Below are 257 nucleotides of genomic sequence, written 5' to 3' on the forward strand. Positions count from 1 at the left end.
GAAGCGCGCAGGGCGAGGCGGCTCAGATAGCGGGGCCGTCAGCAGATCAGGTATCAGAGGCGGCGCAGACGCTGGGCATGGGGGCCTACCTGATCGCGTTGAACGACAGCGCCGCGCTGGAAGATGGCGTCGCACTTCCAGATGGCGCTGCGCTTGCAGACGACGCCGCTGCGGCCGGCAAGGCGGGGCAGCCAGCCAGACACCCGGGCAGTGCAGAGATGGTATACGGCGACATATCCAAGGATGAATCGGCACCG

The 257-nt window shown here is 66.9% G+C and carries 1 protein-coding gene; it reads left to right on the forward strand.

Features of this window, described 5'->3' with window-relative positions; all coding sequences use genetic code 11:
* Positions 1-77 precede the first annotated feature (77 nt).
* A partial coding sequence (locus R0J88_RS21500; protein WP_410901103.1) for a hypothetical protein occupies positions 78-257 on the forward strand: 180 nt, incomplete at its 3' end.

This window comes from Pseudoalteromonas sp. SIMBA_162, from assembly GCF_046535955.1.
In the GTDB taxonomy this organism is placed as follows: Bacteria; Pseudomonadota; Gammaproteobacteria; order Enterobacterales; family Alteromonadaceae; genus Pseudoalteromonas; species Pseudoalteromonas marina.